Annotated in this window: 22 protein-coding genes; 12 read left to right on the top strand and 10 right to left on the bottom strand. The window is 45.3% G+C overall.

The annotated features are described in order from the left end of the window. Positions 1-33: 33 nt before the first annotated feature. Both J3492_RS04980 and J3492_RS04975 read left to right on the top strand, forming a co-directional pair. Entirely contained in the window at positions 34-987 is a 954-nt protein-coding gene (locus tag J3492_RS04980) for a DMT family transporter (RefSeq protein WP_341534083.1), read from the top strand. Between the two features lie 133 nt (positions 988-1,120). Then, positions 1,121-1,915 carry a SpoIIAA family protein gene (locus tag J3492_RS04975; protein WP_207990519.1) on the top strand — a complete coding sequence of 265 codons (795 nt, stop codon included), beginning with the start codon at positions 1,121-1,123 and terminating at the stop codon, positions 1,913-1,915. Here the strand turns inward: J3492_RS04975 and J3492_RS04970 are convergent. Both J3492_RS04970 and J3492_RS04965 read right to left on the bottom strand, forming a co-directional pair. Then, positions 1,887-3,347 carry an ATP-binding protein gene (locus tag J3492_RS04970; protein ID WP_207990517.1) on the bottom strand — a complete coding sequence of 487 codons (1,461 nt, stop codon included), beginning with the start codon at positions 3,345-3,347 and terminating at the stop codon, positions 1,887-1,889. The genes J3492_RS04975 and J3492_RS04970 overlap by 29 nt on opposite strands. Position 3,348: 1 nt before the next feature. Continuing rightward, positions 3,349-4,071 carry a heavy metal response regulator transcription factor gene (locus J3492_RS04965; protein ID WP_207990515.1) on the bottom strand — a complete coding sequence of 241 codons (723 nt, stop codon included), beginning with the start codon at positions 4,069-4,071 and terminating at the stop codon, positions 3,349-3,351. A 226-nt stretch (positions 4,072-4,297) separates the two neighbouring features. Here J3492_RS04965 and J3492_RS04960 point away from each other — a divergent pair, with 226 nt between their 5' ends. The 4 genes from J3492_RS04960 to J3492_RS04945 all read left to right on the top strand — a co-directional run bounded on the left by J3492_RS04960 (position 4,298) and on the right by J3492_RS04945 (position 8,161). Then, positions 4,298-4,918 carry a DUF411 domain-containing protein gene (locus J3492_RS04960; protein WP_207990513.1) on the top strand — a complete coding sequence of 207 codons (621 nt, stop codon included), beginning with the start codon at positions 4,298-4,300 and terminating at the stop codon, positions 4,916-4,918. Between the two features lie 56 nt (positions 4,919-4,974). Beyond that, positions 4,975-5,442: a DUF305 domain-containing protein gene (locus tag J3492_RS04955; protein ID WP_243453114.1), complete on the top strand. Its 468-nt coding sequence runs from the start codon at positions 4,975-4,977 to the stop codon at positions 5,440-5,442. Between the two features lie 227 nt (positions 5,443-5,669). Further along, positions 5,670-6,407, top strand: coding sequence for a CopM family metallochaperone (gene copM, locus J3492_RS04950; RefSeq protein ID WP_207990510.1), 738 nt, complete (start codon positions 5,670-5,672; stop codon positions 6,405-6,407). A 458-nt stretch (positions 6,408-6,865) separates the two neighbouring features. Next, the gene (locus J3492_RS04945) at positions 6,866-8,161 is read left to right on the top strand and encodes an iron-containing alcohol dehydrogenase (protein ID WP_207990509.1); all 1,296 of its coding nucleotides are present in this window, start codon (positions 6,866-6,868) and stop codon (positions 8,159-8,161) included. A 68-nt stretch (positions 8,162-8,229) separates the two neighbouring features. Here the strand turns inward: J3492_RS04945 and J3492_RS13195 are convergent, their stop codons facing one another. From J3492_RS13195 to J3492_RS04920, 6 genes are all read right to left on the bottom strand, one after another. Further along, complete coding sequence (locus J3492_RS13195; RefSeq protein WP_243453113.1) at positions 8,230-8,652, bottom strand: hypothetical protein; 423 nt, start codon at positions 8,650-8,652, stop codon at positions 8,230-8,232. Positions 8,653-8,665: 13 nt separating this feature from the next. Beyond that, on the bottom strand, positions 8,666-9,277 hold the full coding sequence (locus J3492_RS13190) for a low temperature requirement protein A (protein WP_243453112.1): 612 nt from the start codon (positions 9,275-9,277) through the stop codon (positions 8,666-8,668). A 197-nt stretch (positions 9,278-9,474) separates the two neighbouring features. Then, a complete protein-coding gene (locus J3492_RS04935; protein ID WP_207990508.1) occupies positions 9,475-10,092 on the bottom strand; it encodes a YceI family protein in 618 nt (205 codons plus the stop codon). Positions 10,093-10,311: 219 nt separating this feature from the next. Then, positions 10,312-11,115 (bottom strand): SDR family NAD(P)-dependent oxidoreductase, encoded by an 804-nt coding sequence (locus tag J3492_RS04930; RefSeq protein WP_207990506.1) that lies wholly within the window; start codon positions 11,113-11,115, stop codon positions 10,312-10,314. Further along, positions 11,115-12,221: an MBL fold metallo-hydrolase gene (locus J3492_RS04925; RefSeq protein WP_207990504.1), complete on the bottom strand. Its 1,107-nt coding sequence runs from the start codon at positions 12,219-12,221 to the stop codon at positions 11,115-11,117. Before J3492_RS04925 ends, J3492_RS04930 begins: the two co-directional genes overlap by 1 nt. 415 nt (positions 12,222-12,636) lie before the next feature. Further along, positions 12,637-13,545, bottom strand: coding sequence for a LysR family transcriptional regulator (locus J3492_RS04920; RefSeq protein ID WP_207990502.1), 909 nt, complete (start codon positions 13,543-13,545; stop codon positions 12,637-12,639). 200 nt (positions 13,546-13,745) lie between these two features. On the opposite strand from J3492_RS04920, the gene J3492_RS04915 reads away from it, so the two are divergent. From J3492_RS04915 to J3492_RS04905, 3 genes are all read left to right on the top strand, one after another. Continuing rightward, complete coding sequence (locus tag J3492_RS04915) at positions 13,746-14,144, top strand: DoxX family protein (protein ID WP_207990500.1); 399 nt, start codon at positions 13,746-13,748, stop codon at positions 14,142-14,144. Positions 14,145-14,192: 48 nt separating this feature from the next. Further along, positions 14,193-14,747, top strand: coding sequence for an NADPH-dependent FMN reductase (locus J3492_RS04910; RefSeq protein ID WP_207990498.1), 555 nt, complete (start codon positions 14,193-14,195; stop codon positions 14,745-14,747). A 70-nt stretch (positions 14,748-14,817) separates the two neighbouring features. Further along, on the top strand, positions 14,818-15,501 hold the full coding sequence (locus J3492_RS04905) for a YoaK family protein (RefSeq protein ID WP_207990621.1): 684 nt from the start codon (positions 14,818-14,820) through the stop codon (positions 15,499-15,501). A gap of 268 nt (positions 15,502-15,769) precedes the next feature. On the opposite strand, the gene J3492_RS04900 is transcribed toward J3492_RS04905, so the two are convergent. Continuing rightward, on the bottom strand, positions 15,770-16,105 hold the full coding sequence (locus J3492_RS04900; protein ID WP_207990496.1) for a GNAT family N-acetyltransferase: 336 nt from the start codon (positions 16,103-16,105) through the stop codon (positions 15,770-15,772). Positions 16,106-16,390: 285 nt separating this feature from the next. Between J3492_RS04900 and J3492_RS04895 the strand changes: the two genes are divergently transcribed. The 3 genes from J3492_RS04895 (at position 16,391) to J3492_RS04885 (ending at position 18,921) form a co-directional block, all read left to right on the top strand. Beyond that, positions 16,391-17,098, top strand: a complete 708-nt coding sequence (locus tag J3492_RS04895; protein ID WP_207990494.1) for a pirin family protein — start codon at positions 16,391-16,393, stop codon at positions 17,096-17,098. A gap of 75 nt (positions 17,099-17,173) precedes the next feature. Then, on the top strand, positions 17,174-18,112 hold the full coding sequence (locus J3492_RS04890) for a pirin family protein (protein WP_207990492.1): 939 nt from the start codon (positions 17,174-17,176) through the stop codon (positions 18,110-18,112). Positions 18,113-18,309: 197 nt separating this feature from the next. Then, a complete protein-coding gene (locus tag J3492_RS04885; protein ID WP_207990490.1) occupies positions 18,310-18,921 on the top strand; it encodes a nitroreductase family protein in 612 nt (203 codons plus the stop codon). A gap of 199 nt (positions 18,922-19,120) precedes the next feature. Here the strand turns inward: J3492_RS04885 and J3492_RS04880 are convergent, their stop codons facing one another. Then, positions 19,121-19,600, bottom strand: coding sequence for a hemerythrin domain-containing protein (locus J3492_RS04880; protein WP_207990487.1), 480 nt, complete (start codon positions 19,598-19,600; stop codon positions 19,121-19,123). Positions 19,601-19,641 lie beyond the last annotated feature (41 nt).

Here is a 19,641-nt window from a genome sequence, read left to right as displayed (position 1 = left end):
CAGGATTGATATGATCAGTCATTAAGATAATTTGTGAGTGTCTCTATGCAGCAAATCTCTAATAGTAAACAGTCGTGGCTGGTGCCGCTTATTTGCCTGTTTGCGGGGGGCGCATTAATAGGCATCTCGACCAACCTCGCCAAGTATGCGGTTGCAGTCGGGCTGACGCCATTGGCCTTTTTGTTTTGGGCTCTTATGGGTGCGGCCATCATTTTGTTGGCTGCTGCCTTACTGCGACATCAGCCACCACCACTCAGTGCGCGTAGTTTCGAGTATTATTTTGTCGCCGCTTTGGTCAGTGTGGCTGGTGCCAACTTATTGCTTTTTTCAGCGATTCCGCATGTGGGTGCAGGCTTCGTTGCGCTTATCATCTCCTTGCCTCCCTTATTGACTTATCTTGGCGCTTTGATGATGCGGATAGAGCCGTTTACGGTTATGCGGGCGTGTGGTGTGGTAGCAGCGTTGATCGGGGTGGGAGTGCTCGCTGCTCATAAATTCTCTGCGCCAGAGGCAAGTGTGTTTTGGATTGTGGTGGCGCTTTGCGGGCCTGTGTTGCTGGCGATTGGTAATATCTATCGCACGCTGCGCTGGCCAGACGATGCTTCACCCACTGCGCTGGCGCCGGGTATGCTGATTGCGTCTGTATTATTGCTAGGCATGATGGGGCTTGTGCCTGGCTTTTCAGTAACAGTGCCGTTAGGGGAGCTGCTGCCGCTGGGTTTGATTCTGCTGCAAGCTTGTGTATTCGCTGGCCAGTTTTTACTGCTGTTTTTATTACAAAAAACTGGCGGCCCGGTATTGCTGAGCTTACTTGGTTCGGTAGGGGCGGTAGTCGGTGTGCCTGTGGCGGTGTTTTTACAAGGTGAGAGCCCACCAGAAGGGCTAATCTTGGGGGCTTCTTTGATCGCACTTGGTATCGCTTTGGTCACTTGGGGCGGGGTAAAAATGGCAGCTGAACCTTTAAGGGAGCCAAAAGAGCAGAGCTAAAATAGCTGTAAACACATCACTTTTTGGTTATATAAGTGCCTATTAAAGCAATACTTAAAATATCAGTGCTATGCTAAATTAGAAGTAGAGCCATTAGCGTATCTAAAAACTGAATCAAAATAAGGACAGAGTGATGTTAAAACAATTATCTGCGCCAAATCATGTCATCGCATTCACAGTTGATGAGGCGTTGAGCGCTGAGGGTATCCAAGAATATCGCAGTATCTTTGACGAAAAACGCCAACAGTATGAACAAATTGGCATCTATGTTGAGTTTTTAGAGCTTGCTGATATCAATGCAAGCACATTACTAGAAGGCATCAAGGCTGACATAGAGTTGTGGCGTCATATTGATCAGCTTAGTAGATGTGCGGTTGTATCGGACAAAAAATGGCCACAAACATTGGTGGCTATCATACAGCGCATAGCTCCTAAGCTTGAGATTCAGGTTTTTGCTACAAGTCAAAGCGCAGAGGCCTTACAGTGGGCAGCGGCTATACCAGAGAAACCAGAGGCAAAGCACGCGGCTATTCACTTTTTGCCAACCAACAAGGCCAATGTACTGGCTTTTGAGATTGACGGTACTATGTCGGCAGACGAGATGCCTGAGGTGATAGACAGTCTAGAAAGATTTTTTGCCGATCACGAAAAGGTGCGATTGCTCAATCGTATGACGCATTTTGCAGGTTTTGATCCAACCATTCTTATTCAGCGACAGGGCTTGTTATCAATGAAGCTTGCAGCGATAAAAAAAGTCGAGCGTTATGCGATAGTCGGTGCACCCAACTGGATGGGCAAGCTGATTCATGCCATGCAGCCACTTTTTCCTCATATGCAGATGCAGACCTTTGCGACAGATCGTGAGGAGGAGGCACTACAGTGGCTTGAGGCTGAGCTGATTAAGACAGATAATCTGACGATGATGTAGCCGATAGCTGTACGCTAACTTGAAATTCGTACTCGTGTTTGATGGTAATACTGACCTTGCCACCGTGAGCACGAGCAATGGCCTGTACGATAGATAAGCCAAGACCAGATCCAGCATGCATAGCCTTGGTCTGATCATGTCGATGGAAGCGCTCAAATAATTTATCCGCATCGCTTTGAGTCAGGGGCTTAGCCAATTTATTAGTTATGGTGATTGTTGACGTAGAGGTTGTAACTGCTTCAATAATAATGACGCTATCACTAGCCGCATAATAAATAGCATTTGACAGTAGATTGGCAAACAGTCTTTGTAACAAGCCTTTATCGCCTAGCACTGTGCCAAAGCTGCCTGTTTTTTCAAAAGTTATCTTGCGATCTTCCGCTATCAACTCAAAGTAATCTATGAGCTTATTAATAAGTAAGTCTGTATCGACAAGTTTAAGCTGCGAGTCTTCAAGCCCTTTTTGGGTTTTAGCCAGCAAGAGCATGTTATTAATCAGCGCAGATAATTGCTCAAGCGTGTCATGCTGATGATGCAATTGCTCGATATATTCATTGGTATTTCTTGTCTTGCTAAGCATCACCTGAGTCTGAGTGCCAAGGGTTGCCAGCGGGGTACGCAGCTCATGGGCGATATTGTCCGAAAAACGCAATAAAGAGTCAAAGTTGCTCTCAAGCTTGGCCATCATCAAGTTGTAGGACTCTGCCAAAGGTCTCAGCTCTAAAGGCATGGCGCTGGTGTTGATGCGCTCATCAAGCCGCTCAGGGTGGATATCTTTCATCTTTTGTATGATGGTAGATAAAGGTGCAAACCCCCAATAAACGCTAAATGCGGCAATAGAAACCAGTAGCAGGGTAATCGCCAGCAAAATCAAGCTCAGCTGACGATTGAACTGCAATAAATATTGATGATGAATATCAATGGGTAAGGCAATAAAAGCAAAGGTGTCGTTATTTTGCACAATCACGGCTCGATAACGTCGCTCATTTATCTGGGTTACAAACTGCTGTTCACGATGATGTTGCCACAAAGACAATACCCTAAAATCTACGGGCAACTCATCAGCAAAGCTGCTCGGCGTACTGCTCAGCACCTCACCATGTCGGTCAATCAATAGGGACTTTAGATTATAGCCTTGCCAGTCAGAGTGGGGGTGCGCTGCTTGTGCCGCTGCGCTGGCTGTATTGGATAATGACGTTTGGCGAGTACTGTTGTTGGCCTCGATAGTGTCACTGGCACTGGTATCACCTTGCTTACGCCAATTAAAGGCGGCATGAGTGAGAATCTCGGCATCCATCTCCTCGAAGTGACCCTGAACAGAGCGTTGTACCCAGATATAGATCACCACTTGTGACAGCACCACAAAGATGGTGAGCAAAAACACCGTGCGCCAGAGCAAGGGCCAGCGTTGATTGTCTGAGGTATAGGCCATCTTATTTGACTTCGGCGCTATTGATATCGCCGCTCACATCCAAGTCGTGCAAGGTATCTAATTTATAGCCCATGCCACGTACGGTATGAATAAGCTTAGTCTCAAAGTCATCATCGATTTTGAGTCGTAGCCGTCTTATCGCCACATCAATCACATTGGTATCGCTATCAAAGTTCATATCCCAGACTTGCGAGGCAATCACCGAGCGCGGCAGCACCTCACCTTGACGTTCAAGCATAAACTGTAATAACGAAAACTCTTTGGCGGTCAGAGTGATCGCTGTGTCCCCTCGATATACCGTGCGCTTGGCAAGGTCGATTTTTAGATCTGCCAGTTGTAGCCTAGTGCTTTGATAGTCGGTTTGACTGGCACGGCGCAGCAGACTCTTGATTCTGACTATCAGCTCAGCAAAGGCAAAAGGCTTGGTCAGATAATCATCGCCGCCGATTTCTATGCCTTTTATGCGGTCGCTGAGGTCATCTTTTGCGGTCAAAAAAAGCACTGGCGTGGTGTTGCCAGTCGCTCGAAAGTTACGCACCAACTCAAAGCCGCTGACATCAGGCAGCATCACATCCATCACCACGACAGCGAAGTCTTCCGTCATAAGGGCATGATAACCATCTAAGCCGGTTGTTTTGTGCTCAACGATAAAGCCTGCCTCGCTTAGACCTTTTTTAATATAGTCGCCAAGCGATAACTCATCTTCGACTAACAATACTTTCATAGCATACTCGCGCTGATTGTTTGGGGTGATATCAATATATGTGCCAACTGTCATTTATGATAAAGCAATACTCAGCGCAGTAAGATGACAAAATTGTCATCTTGGCGTCATCTGTCCGTCAGAATCACTGCTATATGCTGTCATTATCAACCAGTATATGAGACTTATGCTGCTTAAGCATCAACTATACTAAGAGTCATTACTCTTTTAAGACGAGGCATTATTTATGAGACGTTATCAACCCTCCTTTGCCAATGGCCATAAAAAACGATTTGGATCGTTGGCGTTAGTAGCGTCAACCTCGGCACTATTTGCCTGTAGCGAGCCTGACACTACGGCTGCAAACACAACGCCCGTAGCGGCGGCAGCGGACGCCCAGACAGTGCAAGTGCAGGCGTCTAATACTACGCCTGCCAGTCCTTTTCAGACCAACTCTGAAGCTCTAAAAAACGTCTCAGCCACCGTCTATAAAGACGCCAATTGTGGCTGTTGTAAAGAGTGGATCAGCCATGCCGAAGACCATGGTATGGATGCCACGGGTCAGGATGTTGCTGATTTACGGGTGTTTAAAGAGCGCTATGGTGTGCCTAGCCATATGCAATCCTGCCATACCGCCGTCACCACCGATGGCTATGTGTTCGAAGGCCATATACCTGCCAAATACGTGGCGCAGTTTTTGGCCAATCCACCGAGCGGCGCCATTGGACTGGCGGTGCCTGGTATGCCAATGGGTAGCCCGGGTATGGAGTATCAAAATAGATTTGATCCGTATCAAGTGATGCAAATGAACAAAGATGGTACAAGTCAGGTATATGTTAACGTAGAGTCCGCAGAACAGCAGTTATAAGCTATAAGAAAGCCTGTAAGTTTCGGCTGTTTTTCAGCATTGATGGAGATTGACTTATGAATCATACACAGCAAAAAAAGATGAACCCTTATGTGAAGTTCACCCTCATGATTCTGACGTCTACGGTCGTGATGTATATCATGATGTACTTCAATACCTATGAGTGGGATCACGTTTATTTCAGTGAGACCAGAGCTTATATGGCGCTATACATGGGCGCAGGTATGGCGGTGATTATGCTCGCCTTTATGAGCAATATGTATAAGAAGACTAAGGTCAATTTAATGATTTATGGTCTAAGTGTATTGCTATTTGCCGTGGGTATTTGGGGCGTTAGATCACAAGCAACTGTCGATCAAGTGGATTGGATGCAAGCCATGATACCGCATCACTCGATTGCTATCTTGACCAGCTCGAGAGCGGATATAGAAGACCCCAGAGTAAGACAGCTGGCCGATGACATCATCGAAGCACAAGAGCGTGAAATCAAGGAGATGCAGGCGTTGATTGATGAGCTAGAGTAAGTGTCTTATTAATTATCTTAAAGCCTTTTTTTCAAGGGTTTTAGCTTCCAAGAATTTTTAAAAAACAACAAACTGAATGAGTTTTTTCCTAAGCTGGCAAACCTTAACGGATTTGTCGGTTTTTCTTTGAGCTATTACGGTTAAACATAATAATTGAACCCTAATGACTGAACCCTAATGACTAAACGTAGTAACTCACCCTAGTAATTAAACATGAAGGATGTACCATGAAAACTTTGAAAAATTCACGTCTCGCCGTTCTTACTGTCAGTATCAGTGCGGCACTCATGCTCAGTGCTTGTCAGTCGGCCAACGAAACAGTGGAGACCGCTGACGTTGCTACAACAGCCACCACACCCGAAAACGTGGCAGTGGATAATGCTGCTACAGATGCGCATGCTGGTCATGATATGACAGATGAGGCAATGACAGCCATACATAAAGAATATAATGACTCTATGATAGTGATGCATGATCAGATGATGATTGGTATGGCTTATAACGACCCTGATGTTGCTTTTGCTCAAGGCATGCTCGGTCATCATATCGGTGCCGTCGATATGGCAGAGATTCAGCTAAAGTATGGTACTGATGCTGAGATGCGTCAGCTCGCACAAGAGATCATAGATGCGCAACAAACAGAGATTAAACAGATGCAGACGTGGCTTGCAAACAACCCTGATGTGGCTGAGCCAACTCCTGACACGAAAGCCATGCAACAAGCCTATGCGGACGGCATGGATGCGATGCATGATGATATGATGGCGGGTATCGCTGACCCTAACCCTGATATGGCGTTTGCTCGTGGTATGTTGCCCCATCACGTTGGGGCGATCGATATGGCAGAAGTACAGCTCAAATACGGTAAAGATGCAGAAATGCGTCAATTGGCAGAAGAGGTTATCGCTGCGCAGAAAGCTGAAATTGAGCAAATGCAAAACTGGATTGCCACTCACGGTGGTTAATTACTTAGTGGTTAACTACTGAATGCTTATTTTTATAAAAATTGCTATTGATAGAAAATATAAAGCAGCACTCTAGATTCTAGAGTGCTGTTTTTTTATGGCCATCATAAAATGGCTATAGTCAAGAAGTTTGAAAATCGCTACGAGGCGACCGACCGCAGATAGTACACTGAGTACATTTAGGGCGGGTAACACCGTAGCGGTTTAAAAGCACTCCGACTATATTTAATGAGAACACATCAGTCATTAGTAATAGCGACATACCAAAAACTTTAATGGCACAATAAGACTATATCAGTAGCCAAGGCCTTTATCTGCCGAAACGCTTGTCAGCGCTTGCTGCACACAGTCGCTATTATTTTACTATGGCTTTTTAATCTGTGTGACAGCTTGGATAGACGGACAGTTGATACGGCTTTTATTGCCCTAAAAAGCACCATCAAAAAAAGGATTTTTTTATGCTCGTACAAAGCCAGAACAGTATTGCCAAATTAATGCACAATGACACCTTACACCATGCAAGCTACTTGGCCGTTGCCAAGACTCGGGCGAAGATACTTAAGGTATTTTCACTGGTCATTCCTATGCCCAGACCTTTATTATTCGTCGGCGAGAGTGCCTGTGATGAGCTGTGCGATATGATGATTAATGAAGGCGCCAGCAAGGTGTTTATCGTTACTGATGCAGTACTCAATAAGCTAGGCGTCCCCGCAAAGGTGACCGATTATCTAGAACAAAACAACATCAGCTATCACGTCTATGATGGTATTACCCCAGATCCTACTTTTGAGGTGGTCAATGAAGGGCTGAGTGAGTCTGTCAATGCAGGCTGCGATGCGGTACTTGCGATCGGTGGCGGCTCGGTGATTGACGCCGCCAAAATGATCGCCATGGCGCAAGGCAATAACTGTCAGCCAAAGCAGCTGATCGGACTGTTTAAAGCCAAAAAGCCGTCTGTGCCTTTGTACTGTATTCCTACCACAGCGGGCACAGGATCAGAAGCCACGATTGGCGCTGTGGTATCGGATGATAACACCCATCAAAAGAAAATCGCTATCGATCCAAAAATGGTCTCACTGGCAGCGGCCATTGATCCAAATATCATGAAAGGCATGCCTGCTCATATCACAGCCGATACGGGTATCGATGTGCTCACCCATGCGCTTGAGGCGTGGATGAGTGTCAACGCTGGTGCTGAGACTGATTATTATGCCGCTTCAGCTGCCAAAGCGGTGATGGAGTATCTACCAACTGTCTACAAGAACGGCGATGACCTGAAAGCCAGACAAGAGATGGGCGTGGCAGCGCACTATGGCGGTATTGCGTTTAATAAAGCGGGACTGGGCTATGTCCATGCCATCGCTCACCAGTTAGGCGCACATTATAGTATTCCGCATGGTCGTGCCAATGCCATCGTTTTGCCTTATATCCTAGATCTCAATCGCAAGGCGAGTGAAAAAAGACTGGCAGCCTTAGCAAGGAAGATTGGCCTTGTGAAAACGGGGCAAGCGGGTAGCAGTGATGGTGAGCTCGCAGATCATCTGATCACGCAAGTGCGAGAGCTATTAGAGACAGTAGGTATAGATCCGACGGTTAAAGGCATGCAACAAAGCGACTTTGACAGCATCGCCAAGGCCGCCGCCAAAGAAGTCAGCGACACTTATGCTGTTCCGACCTATATGCAAGCGTCACAAATCAAAGACATCTTAATGAAGATTAAGACCGCCAGTGATGAGCGTGCTGCTACAAGCTAAAGTTGGCTTGTCGTGACTGGTTTTTAAATAAAGTGCATATGACCGCTAAGGTGGTATGCGCTTTTTTATTATGCCAACCAGTGCTTATTGTCTTGAGTAAAATAACCAATCATCACCACAGGGGCGAGGATGCTCAGCCAAACGCCATAGGTAATCGGTAAGCCTAAGACGACGGCGACATAACTACAGCCAATGATTATGGCGGCGATGGTCATGGCAAGAATATTGTGGCTGGACTTACGGCAAATCAGCGAGCGCAATGCAGTTAAGGTCAACAAAAACGCCAGCAGCATCGCCATCAGTAAACCCATGGCATAAGGCTGCAAAATTGCTTGCTTTGCCACATCAGTATCAACAGCGTCAGCGACCAAGTTGAGCGCACTACCCAGACCTGCTAGCGATGCAAACACAAAAAAGTGCCCGTAGCCAAATAAAAACAAATCATGGCGGCGACGTTGATTGGCCAAGATAGTGTCAAAAGGAATGGTCAACAGACCATAACGCTCAGCGATATGCCTGAGGATGCCAGTTGTTAAATTGCTCCGTGCGTGCCCACAGCGGCATCAAGAGCTCAGCGGCGATAAACAAAAACAAAGCTGGCGTCTGTAATGATGCTGGTAAAAACAGCCAGCTTATCCACATAGCCTGCAAGGTTAGTAGGCCGACAATACTGCGTTTAGCAATCTTTTGATGGCCTGGCACCTGCCGATATACTCGCCACCATTGACTACAGCTGGCCAGACGCATAATGGCATAACCTGTGACGCCAACCCAAGTCAGCCCTTGTTCAAAAAACTGATTGATATTGGCCGCTATCATCAGTGAGCCAAACATCTGCATCATGACCGACAGGCGATAATACCAGTCGTCAGGATCATAGCCTGAGGCAAACCAAGTAAAGCTGGTCCACGCATTCCACAAAATAAAAAACGCCACGATAAAGGTCAAAAATCCAGAAAAATCATGCTCACTCAGACGCTGATGAAAGCCGCTTGCCGCTGCAGAGACCGCAATGACATAGACCAAATCAAACAATAGCTCAAGTGTGGTTGAGGTTCGATTTGGTTCGTATGTATCTCGGGCTTGGATTTTTTTGATGGTCGGTAGGGCAATCATGGGATGGGTTCCAGCAGGTTTTAATAAGGTCAGGTTTTAATGAAGGTCAGATAGCTAAGTAGTTTAAAGCACAGCGCAGTAAACCAAAAGCTCAAAAACAAAGAGCGCCACTTTTAATAAGTAGCGCTCTTTGCATCAGGCGGCTGAGTGTTTCTCAGCTGGACACGACCTAGATTATTGCTGCATGATCAACCAGATTATTGAAGGTCTTCTTTTGCACTGGCTTCAACCTGAATGACCAGTTTGACGTCTTTCATCATACCGCCATCGGTAAAGGTATCGATACCCCATTTGGTTCTGTCAATAGTAGTCTCAAAGTCACCACCACAGGCTTCAGCCTTTAAAATAGGGCTGTCGTAGCAGCCAAACTTGGTAGCGGTTAACGTGACAGGATGAGTCTCATCAAGTAGAGTCAAATCACCTGTGACAGACTGGACTTTATCACCATCAAACTGCCATTCAGTTGATTTGAAGTAGGCTGTTGGATATTCTTCGACATTAAAAAAATCAGCAGATCTTAGGTGTTTATCGAAGGTTTTAAGCCCTGTGCTCAAGCTGCCCATAGGGATGGTAATGCCTATAAAGCCTTTTTTATCTTCAGGCGCATATTCAAGCGTACCTGACAAGTTATAAAAGCCGCCGGCGTTGGTAGAGGTACCAAAGTGATCTACCGTAAAGCGTACGGCGGTATGGTGAGGATCAAGCTCATAGACAGCAGCATGACTGACAGCACTCAGCATGCCCAGTCCGCTAACAGCGGCAATAGCGATGGCGCGATTTGTTTTTTTAAGAAAAGCGTTTTTTGATAGAGCCATGGTAAATAATCCTTATAGAGTAAGTAAGAAATACAATAAGTAAGAATACAGTGAATGAACAGTCAGACTGTTAAGCATGTCTTATGCAGAAACTCACTTAGTTTAGCAAATACTCATCCTGTTTAATGCCAGATTATATCAAGAAATGTGTGCTTCCGTTATCTTTTGGTTACTGGTACTCATCTTAGGTGCTTGTTGTTGGGCTTTAACCGACACAGCCTATTTTTTCATCGACAGTGCCACAGTGGTATTGCCTATCCAATTGACCCATTTGACTGGGAAAAAGCGCAACTGCAGCCTAATGAGGTTTGCCATTACCCCAGGTACGACCAAAAACTCACGCTTTTCTACACCTTTTAGCATGGACTTAACCGCATTCTCAATCTTTAGCTCACCAGCCAGCTTTTTCATACCGACACCCGCTTTGGACATCACTCCGACTTCCGATTGGGTGAGCGGCGTGTCTATCGGTGGCGGGGCAAAGACGGTGATATCAATGCCCAGCGGCTTCCATTCAAAACTCAGCGACTGCATCATGCCCCAAACGGCAAATTTCGATGCGCTATATGAACTGTAGCCATAGCTGCCAGTAAACGAAGACATAGATGCGGTCACCATTACCTGCTTACCACGTGATAAAAACGGTCGCACCGCCGCCAGTACATTGCGCGTGCCAAATACATTGATATTCATCACCCGCTCAAACTGCTCTTGGCTCATCTCATCAAACGTCCAAGGTCCAGTAATACCAACGAAGTGCATTAAGATATCTGGCGCTTGCTCATGGGCAGCCGCAGCGATTTGCGTGGTGGTCATAGCGGCATCGGTCACATCCAAATCATAGCCAGCAATCAAAGCATTGTGTTTATTCATCGTCTGCAGGGTCGATACCACGTCATCAAGTGGTTGCACATCAAACAGCACAAGGTTAGAGCCTTGTTGTATCAGCTGCTTGGCAGTTTCAAAGCCAATACCAGAGGCGGCACCGGTGATATAAACGGTTTTATTGGTAAAGTAACTCATTAAGCACCTGCCTTTGGTGCTGAGTTTGTTTTTAAGGAGCCAAACTTGGCTTCTCCAATTAAGTGGCTGACTTTGTGACCAGGGATTAGCCAATAAGGCGTGGCTTCACTGCTGGAGGCGCAATTGGGGAAATCAGGGTTGCTTGAGGGGCCAGCGAGGGTTTTTTCAACGACCATAGAGATATATTGGTCATTACTGCCTTCGAGAGTATTGCCATTTAAGATGACCTCCATACCTGTCTCTTTAGCATAACGACGGATGGCGTTAACTTTCGAGTTCATCGGTGCATAAGCATCTGCGCCCACGCCGTTTTCAGAAGTTACTCTGATGCCGTCTGGTACGCGTGCAACTAAAGAGTGATTGCCCTCGGTATGACCTGGAGTATGCACCAGCGCCAAGCCCTTGCCCAGCTGAATACTACCATCGAAAGTGATGACTTTGTCAGGATCAACGCCGTCGATACCATTTGGGCAGTACCAATCTGCTTGAATGGGCAATAAACCTTGTATGCTTTGCCATTCTTTTTTGTGCACCAGCAGCTTAGCATTAGGAAAATAAGCCGCCTTATTGGTGCTGGTAGTCGTAGAACCCAGCCATTGACGCACATCTTGGGTATGCAAATGGTCATAGCTAATATAGTCAACATCTTCTGGGCTCAGTCCTATCTCAGCCAAAGCTTCACTCACATCACGAAAGATGGGGGCGACCACGCTCTCAAGTGGTGACCAATTTGGCATTTTTTCCGTTAAGCGCTTAAAGAATGGCGTCTCACGGTCAGCTTCAATATCAGACGGAGAGAATAGCAACGTCTTTAATTCGCCCAAAAAGTCATGATACTGAATGATAAAGAGGCGATTTAGAATGTGTAGGTAGGGAAATTTATAGCTGCTTTGGGTATAAACACCGCTGTAAGCGTACCAAGTAGGATAGGGCACTCTGACCAGATTGACGCTTTGATAGTAGGCAACTTCTGGCTCATCCAAAAGGCGCTCTCGCAAGGCTTCAGCTTGCTTGCGGGCTACCTTTAAACGCTCTTGGGGTAACGGGCTTTGACGCACATCGTCAAATTCAGTGATGGCTTTCATGCCTAGTGCTTGCAAATCCATAATGCATTTCCTTATGATTGATGGAGGTTTTTAGAGAGTTTTAGGGCGTGTCCTCATTTTGAAAATGATGATAAAAATGAGATAAATTGAAGTCAAACAAGGAAAATAACGCAGATAATATCGGGATACTAGCCAGTTATTTGACGCCGTTTGACAAAATTTAGCCATTTTTAGTCCATTTAGATGCAATCGTTCAGATTGAGGACACGCCCTAGTTGTTGCCTTAATGGTTGCCTTGCTGATTGCTTTCATGCTCGATTGATAGACTGTTTGAGAGATGAATAAGGCCACCTAACTGTCAGCGTAAATAAGCCTTAAACGATAGTAGCAATATTGTTTTAAGCTAGGTAGTCGCTTTAGAGCACTCTATAGTTTTTTAACAGCAGTCTTCTAGAAATAGTATTCTAAAAACGGCCTAATCAAGCTGATCCCAGTAAGGATTATCACCAAAACGCTCAGCGATAAAATCAATCAGATAGCGGCAGCGCTGCGATAAAAAACGATTTTTTGGATAGACGGCATAAGCGTTTAAGGTGGGCAGTTGATACTGCTCAAGTATGGGTATCAGCTCACCACGTGCTATCTCTTGATAAGCTATGAAAGTCGGTATAAAGATAATGCCATGGCCTTTGACCGCCATATCAACTAAGAACTCGCCATTGGTGGCTTTGATTTTGGCGTTTATCGTGTGGTTATGCTTTTTGCCTTGGGCATCTGTCAGCTCTAGATTACTGGTCTTGCTCAGACCATACTGCAAAAACTCATGTTCCTCCAGCTCTGCCAGCGTGCTCGGAGTGCCATGCTTACTGAGATACTCAGGGCTGGCACAAAGCGCATAACGGATCAGCGCCAAGCGTTTGGCTTGATAGCTTGAATCTTGTAGCTCTCTGATACGAATGGCCAGCTCATAACCTTCTTCCACCAAGTCAACGTGCCGATCGGAGAAATCCAGCTCAAAATTCAAGTGCGGATGCAAGGTGGCATATTCATCAATCACTTCACCGAGGTGCATCAGACCGAATGACAGCGGTGCCGTCATCTTCAGCGTGCCTTCGATACGAGTGGGGGTGCCGCTGGTTTGTTCATTTAACTCATCTACGTCATTCAAGATGCTGTTCGCCCGCTGATAGTATTGCTCACCCGCTTCGGTTAAGTTGGATTGACGGGTGGTGCGGTTAATTAATTGACTGCCCAAGCGTGTTTCTAGCTCCTTTAGACGCCGACTCACGGCAGATTTGGCGATATTGAGTTGCTCAGCGGCTTTGGTAATACTGCCTGCATCGACAATACGTACAAACATTGCCATGTCTTCTAATTGCCCCATGTTGGCTGCTCCTTTGCTAATTTTTACGATTGCTTTTGATACTGACCTGCCGATATCACTGCTGCAGTATAGCTGACTCATTGTTGCTTATAATAGAACTATTAATTGTAATTATTGCTGTTTATTGAAGTACAGTCAACGAATATAATAGCGCCATAATTTGATTGCCCGCTCATTCAAACCTTTTTTGGAGAATACTTATGAACAAGTTACAAGCGCTTAGTGCCCTAGTTGGTCGTGTGTTTCTATCACTGATTTTTATTGTGTCAGGGTTTAATAAGATTGGTGGCTACGCTGCGACCCAAGGTTACATGGAGGCCATGGGCGTACCAGGATTCATGCTGCCTTTAGTCATTGTGCTTGAGTTGTTTGGTGGTATCGCTATTCTTATCGGCTTTCAGGCGCGGTTGGTTGCATTGCTATTTGTTGGCTTCAATATCGTATCGGCCATTTTATTCCACAACTTCTTGGCGGATGCTTCAGAGATGAACAACTTTATGAAAAACATTGCGATGGCGGGAGGGTTTTTACTGATATTTGCTCATGGCGCAGGGGCTTATGCCATAGATAATCGCAATACGTCAAAAATATCGTCATAATGACGCTTGATTAACGCCTGAATACATCCTCACTAACAAGGAGTGACTATGACCGCATCAACGAATATTGCCCTAATCATCGGTAGTTTGCGCAAAGCGTCGATCAATCGCAAATTTGCAGAGTACATCGTGTCGCAGATACCGGATAGCATCAAGGTATCAGAGGTCAATATCGCAGATTTGCCACTTTATAATCAAGACTACGATGATATGACGATTGACAGTTATGAGCGTGTACGTGCGCAATTAAAAGCGGCTGATGCGGTACTGATTGTCACACCAGAGCACAATCGTACCATGCCTGCCGCACTAAAAAACGTGGTCGATATCGCCCCTCGCCCTCATGGCAATAGCGTCTGGACGGGCAAAAAAGTCGCAGTAGTGACCGCATCTCCGAGCACTTATGGCGGTCGATCTAGTGGCCTTGATGTGCGTAAAAGCATGCAGATGCTGTCGGCACAAATGATGATCAGTCCTGAGGTGTACTTGGGTCATGCGACTGACAGCTTAAATGAAGACGGCAGTGTCAGCGAGCGCACACAAAAGTTTCTACAAAAATTCGTCGATGAATTGGTAGAGTTTGTGGGAAATACAGGTGCCTAGTTCTAATAGCTCCGTACAACAGCACAATTCTGAACAGAGTAACAATCCAAATGACAGTCAGTCAGCACAGTTGAGCTTTTGGCAGCGTTATCAGACGCCTGTGTTGCTGACGGTCGTTGGCGGTGCCATTGATACCATAGGTTTTATCACTTTATTTGGTTTTTTTACTGCTCATGTCACGGGTAACTTGGTGATGGCGGGTAGTGGGCTGGTTAAAGGGGAGGACGGCCTGTGGATTAAGCTTGCTGCCTTACCGCTGTTTATCTTGACTGTCATGGTGACTAAGATATTCATTGATAAAAGTAATAAGCAGCAACTTATCCTTAGCCATTTATTCTTAGCTGAAGCAGTATTTTTGACCGCCTTTATGGTCGCAGGACTGTACTTTCAGCCCTTTGTAGATGCTGGAGATATCACTGTGGCCATCACTGGCGGCTTGGGTTTGATTGCGTTGGCGATTCGTAATACGGCCAGTAAAACGGTGATTAAACACATGAGCCCCACGGTGCTGATGACGGGAAACACCACCCAGTTGGGCATTAATCTTACCGATTACTTGGTCAATCGCAGCGCCAAAAATGCCAAAGATTTGGGACATAGCTCAGCGTTGGTGTTTAGTTTTTTGATAGGCGCACTGGTGGGTGCTTTGCTCTATATCAAGCTCAGCTTTTGGGCGGTCGGGGTGTTTGTGCTGCCCGTATTGTATTTATCTTTTAAAGCACGCGACAAAGCCTTTTTAGAGCACATTGCTTAAGGCTTTGCGATACTAGGGCGTGTCCTCAATTCAATCAATCGTCATTTAAATGGGCTAAAAATGGCTAAATGTTGCCAAACAGCGGCAAATAGCGGGTTAATATCTCGATATTATCCGCGCTATTTTTCTTGTTTGCCTACCATTTATCTCATTTTTATCACCATTTTTAAAATGAGGGCGCGCCCTAAAATATTTTTGCTCATTATAAAAATAGAACCGCCACGCTTGTATTAAGCTTGGCGGTTTTTTAATGCGCTAAAAATATCAGTTAAGCCTTTGCATTATGAGCCACAGAGATATCCTGATATTCAGGATGCTTATCGATATAAGATTTGACATAAGGGCACGTGGGTTTGACGACCAGACCCTTAGCGGCAGCGTCATCCAAGATGTGCTTGACTAAGTAGCCGGCAATACCTTGCCCACCAAGCTCTTTTGGTACTTCGGTATGCTTATATTCGATACCTTTTTTGCCTTCTGAGGTGGTAAAAAACTCGTAATCTTCAAGTGCGATTTGCTCACCAATATGAATCTCAAAACGCTTTTTGTCGGTATTATTGATGACGTCATAATTTAATGGCTGTCTGTTTGTATCATTTGACATGGCTTGTCTTCCTTGCTGTTGAGTGTCTTATTATTCATTGACTTGTTGATTGGCTCATTGATTGTACGAGTGATCACACTTTATAAGCGCTGTTTTAATGAGCACCAGTCATGTTAGCAGCTAATGCTAATCGCTGTGTTATAACAATATTACGCTATCTTTATCTCTTCATTGTTCTTGTTATAAGAATAGTTAATTGCTATTTACTATCTTTATCTGCTTCTGAACAACAATTATAATGATTCCATTGTTTTAGACAACCCGATTAAAAATTAAGGACACATTATGCAAACGATTTATCATGCAGCAGACTCTCGTGGCAACGCTGATCACGGCTGGCTCAAAAGCCGTCACACGTTTAGCTTTGCCAATTATTACGATCCACAGCGCATGGGCTTTGGCGCATTACGAGTGATTAATGATGATTTTGTCACGGCAGGCCAAGGCTTTGGTAAGCACTCACATCGTGACATGGAGATTATCAGCATTCCTTTATCAGGTAAGCTGGCGCACGGTGACAGCATCGGCAATGAAGGGGTTATCGAGACTGGCGAAATTCAAGTCATGTCAGCGGGTACAGGTATTATCCATAGCGAGATGAATGGTGATAACGAAGAAGCGGTTAAGTTTTTACAAATTTGGGTCATGCCAAACAAAATGAACGTAGAGCCACGCTATCAGCAGATACGCATGGATGACCTCATGCAACCAAATACGTTCAATCAAGTATTGTCACCCAACGCTGATGATGCGGGTGTGTGGATTCATCAAAACGCTTGGTTTAGCATGGGTAACTTTGATAAAGGCGTCACCGAGACTTATCCGCTCAACGATGCCAATAATGGTGTCTATATATTCGTCATTAGCGGTAAAGTGGTGGTAAACGGTAACACTTTAGATACTCGTGATGGGCTTGGTGTTTGGGATACTAAGAAGGTTACCATGGATGTCATCGATAATGCTAAAGTACTATTAATGGAAGTACCTATGTAGGTTCATAAAACGTAGGTTCATAAAACATATCATTATAAAATACACTAATAAAAAACAAGTAAGGAGAGCTGAATAATGAGTATCGAAACCCTAGAGCCACGGTTGGCAGATGTTGGCGGTATTCCTATCGCCCGTCTGCTGCCCAATAAAGGTAAAAAGCCAATCGGTGCGTGGTGCTTTTTGGATCATGCAGGCCCTGTTGAGTTTGGTGAAGATGAGACAGGCATGCAAGTTGGCCGTCATCCGCATACCAACTTACAAACCTTTAGCTGGATGCTAGATGGCGAAGTGCTGCACAAAGACAGCTTGGGCAATGAGCAGGTCATTACCAAAAACCAAGTCAACGTCATGACCGCTGGCACAGGACTCAATCAAGGCATCAGTCATACCGAACAAAGCGTCTTTCCTGATACGGGCGGCTCACCAGACGCTGCCCGTGCGCTGAGCATGGTGCAGCTGTGGATTGCGCTACCGACCGACCAACAGATTGAACGCAGTTTCCACCATTATCCAGAAATGCCAACGTGGCGAGAAGGTAGCGTCGAGATGATACTGACCACGGGCAGCTATACCAGTGTTTTAGGCAAGCGCTATGAGGCACCGACGATACAGTACTCAAAGATGGTCGGAATCGATGTGTATTTCTTAGAAGATGGTGACGTCACGCTCAATTTAGAGCCAGGGTTTGAGTACGGTATCTTGGTCACAGAAGGCGAGATTGAGTCTGAAGGCAAAGTCTGTCCACAAGATCAGCTGCTACGCTTCCACGATAGTGATGTCGCCAACAATGAAAGTATCAAGCTGGTCGCCAAAAAGGGCACGCGTGTTATGGTTATCGGCGGTGAGCCACTGAACAACCAAGTGCTGCTGTGGTGGAACTTTGTCGCCGATAACAAAGCAGAGATTGAGCAGTCTATCATCGATTGGAACAATGGTCATGAGCGCTTTGGCGATGTTGATTCTGATATGAAACGCCTAGAAGCGCCAGCATTACCTGAAGGATTTAAAGGTTAAGCACTTAATAGAGCCTTTTAATATGGCTTTTATAGTCATCTTAATTATTAAGATTTATTACAAAAAAAGAATACGTATGGCACTCCGTTATTCTTATACTAAAGCAGATTAAGAGGTATGGTAATTGGAGTGGACTCATTCAACCTACCTCATCGTTTTTAATTTAATCACATTCATCTATATTTTGGAGAAAATCTATGTCAGATTTACAAACATTACAAAAGCTTGCTGAAAAGCGTCGTTCTATTTATGCACTGAGCGATCAATTACCGGTATCAAATGATGAGATCGTAAAGCTGGTTGAGCATGCTGTACTGCATACGCCATCGGCGTTTAACTCACAATCACCACGTTTAGTAATTTTGTTTGGTGAAGACCATAATAAGCTGTGGGATATCACTGAGGAGACGCTAAAAGTTATCGTTGGCGATGATGAGAAGTTTCAAGGCACCAAAGATAAAATCGCAGGCTTCAGAGCGGGAGCGGGTACGATATTATTCTTTGAGGACAAAGGTGTCGTGAGAAACATGCAGGAAGCAGCACCTTTATACGCTGATAAGTTCCCAATCTGGGCGCATCAAACCAATGCCATGCATCAGTATGTGATCTGGACAGCCTTGGCCAGTTTGGATATTGGCGCAAACTTGCAGCATTACAATCCTGTGATCGATCAGCAAGTCGCTGAAGAGTGGAATATCGATAGTGATTGGGAGCTGAACGCACAAATGGTATTTGGTGCCATTGAGCAGCCAGCAGGTGACAAAGAGTTTAAGCCTGTCGAAGACCGTATGAAAGTGTTTGGTTTATGATTTATCAGATAACTAAGCAGTCCGATAGCTATACAGATAATGTATAGCTATAGCGTACGATATTGAATGCATTAAAAAGCCTCGATGTTACTTCGGGGCTTTTTACGTATAGAGCAGCGCACATTCTAACTCTGTTTTGTAACCCTTTGGCTTATAGATGATAACAGATAAGTTTTATTTATCTTGCCGTGACCCTAACCTAACGCCCTTCATCCATGCGCTTAATACTGTCTGGACTGGCAGCATAAATAGCATCTAACTCCTCTGCTGTTAAATAGCGCTCAACGATAGGAAAAAGCTTACGCTCTTCAAAGCGTATGTGATCGTAGAGTAAGCTACCAAGATGCTGGACATCAGTGACCGTTACCTTATCGTCTTTACTGGCTGTTGATGTGTTGGTTTTCGCCACACATTCATATAATGACTGATGCTGCTTATCAAGCGTTTCAAGGACTGACGCCACCTCTGGCTGAGTCTCCTTATAAGGGAGTAGCGCATTGGCGATCAAGGTGTCTTCGATATGAAAGTGCTCACGCATGTCGTTGAGATACTTGCTTAATGCGCCCCAATGCTCAGTGATGGCTGCAGGGTTATCAGCACACTCTTTGGCATGGCGAGCGATGTTTAGGCCAAGATGGTGTTGGCGTGATAAAGGCTGTAATTGATGGGCACGTTTCATGGTGTGATACCTCGCTGTGTCAATATAAATAACGCTGGCTG

The sequence above is a fragment of the Psychrobacter coccoides genome (genome assembly GCF_017498085.1).
Lineage (GTDB): Bacteria > Pseudomonadota > Gammaproteobacteria > Pseudomonadales > Moraxellaceae > Psychrobacter > Psychrobacter coccoides.
The sequence above is the reverse complement of the archived record's forward strand: the minus strand, read 5'-3'. Positions and strand labels throughout refer to the sequence as shown.

Excerpts from the sequence above, each read along its gene's own strand:
- copM (WP_207990510.1), top strand. The coding sequence starts at position 5,670 with ATGAAAACTTTGAAAAATTCACGTCTCGCCGTTCTTACTGTCAGTATC.
- J3492_RS13190 (WP_243453112.1), bottom strand. The coding sequence starts at position 9,277 with ATGATTGCCCTACCGACCATCAAAAAAATCCAAGCCCGAGATACATAC.
- J3492_RS04885 (WP_207990490.1), top strand. The coding sequence starts at position 18,310 with ATGTCAGATTTACAAACATTACAAAAGCTTGCTGAAAAGCGTCGTTCT.
- J3492_RS04975 (WP_207990519.1), top strand. The coding sequence starts at position 1,121 with ATGTTAAAACAATTATCTGCGCCAAATCATGTCATCGCATTCACAGTT.
- J3492_RS04960 (WP_207990513.1), top strand. The coding sequence starts at position 4,298 with ATGAGACGTTATCAACCCTCCTTTGCCAATGGCCATAAAAAACGATTT.
- J3492_RS04895 (WP_207990494.1), top strand. The coding sequence starts at position 16,391 with ATGCAAACGATTTATCATGCAGCAGACTCTCGTGGCAACGCTGATCAC.
- J3492_RS04955 (WP_243453114.1), top strand. The coding sequence starts at position 4,975 with ATGAATCATACACAGCAAAAAAAGATGAACCCTTATGTGAAGTTCACC.
- J3492_RS04910 (WP_207990498.1), top strand. The coding sequence starts at position 14,193 with ATGACCGCATCAACGAATATTGCCCTAATCATCGGTAGTTTGCGCAAA.
- J3492_RS04915 (WP_207990500.1), top strand. The coding sequence starts at position 13,746 with ATGAACAAGTTACAAGCGCTTAGTGCCCTAGTTGGTCGTGTGTTTCTA.
- J3492_RS04880 (WP_207990487.1), bottom strand. The coding sequence starts at position 19,600 with ATGAAACGTGCCCATCAATTACAGCCTTTATCACGCCAACACCATCTT.
- J3492_RS04965 (WP_207990515.1), bottom strand. The coding sequence starts at position 4,071 with ATGAAAGTATTGTTAGTCGAAGATGAGTTATCGCTTGGCGACTATATT.
- J3492_RS04920 (WP_207990502.1), bottom strand. The coding sequence starts at position 13,545 with ATGGGGCAATTAGAAGACATGGCAATGTTTGTACGTATTGTCGATGCA.
- J3492_RS04930 (WP_207990506.1), bottom strand. The coding sequence starts at position 11,115 with ATGAGTTACTTTACCAATAAAACCGTTTATATCACCGGTGCCGCCTCT.
- J3492_RS04970 (WP_207990517.1), bottom strand. The coding sequence starts at position 3,347 with ATGGCCTATACCTCAGACAATCAACGCTGGCCCTTGCTCTGGCGCACG.
- J3492_RS04935 (WP_207990508.1), bottom strand. The coding sequence starts at position 10,092 with ATGGCTCTATCAAAAAACGCTTTTCTTAAAAAAACAAATCGCGCCATC.
- J3492_RS04925 (WP_207990504.1), bottom strand. The coding sequence starts at position 12,221 with ATGGATTTGCAAGCACTAGGCATGAAAGCCATCACTGAATTTGACGAT.
- J3492_RS04900 (WP_207990496.1), bottom strand. The coding sequence starts at position 16,105 with ATGTCAAATGATACAAACAGACAGCCATTAAATTATGACGTCATCAAT.
- J3492_RS04890 (WP_207990492.1), top strand. The coding sequence starts at position 17,174 with ATGAGTATCGAAACCCTAGAGCCACGGTTGGCAGATGTTGGCGGTATT.
- J3492_RS04945 (WP_207990509.1), top strand. The coding sequence starts at position 6,866 with ATGCTCGTACAAAGCCAGAACAGTATTGCCAAATTAATGCACAATGAC.